1 protein-coding gene is annotated in these 357 nt (G+C 59.7%); it reads right to left on the bottom strand.

Features of this window, described 5'->3' with window-relative positions; all coding sequences use genetic code 11:
• Positions 1-357: Ig-like domain-containing protein (locus tag ACXAGX_RS20590; protein ID WP_474840719.1), on the bottom strand; the 357-nt coding region annotated here is incomplete at both ends.

A 357-nucleotide genomic window follows, 5' to 3' on the forward strand; every position in this document is an offset into this window, starting at 1 on the left:
TTACCGTGATCGACACGGTTTCGCCTACTGGCAGATCTGTGCTTCCAGAAACCGTCGGCGTCGCATCGTTGCCGGTTGTCTGCGCGTCCAACGTGATGGTGGGCGCAGCGGTGTCGATTTCACCGTTGTTGTCGGTAGCGGTAGTCGCGTTGCCCGCGGCATCGGTGGCAGTGGCTTCAACGGTGTAAGCACCGTCGGCCATGTCCGCTGGTACGTCTGCGCTAAACGAACCGTCAGGCTGAACAGTAGCGGTGAAGGTTTGGGCATCACCATTGGCATCGGTTACCGTGATCGACACGGTTTCGCCTACTGGCAGATCAGTGCTTCCAGAAACCGTCGGCGTCGCATCGTTGCCGG

Source organism: Alteromonas sp. ABV4_515 (assembly GCF_056160345.1).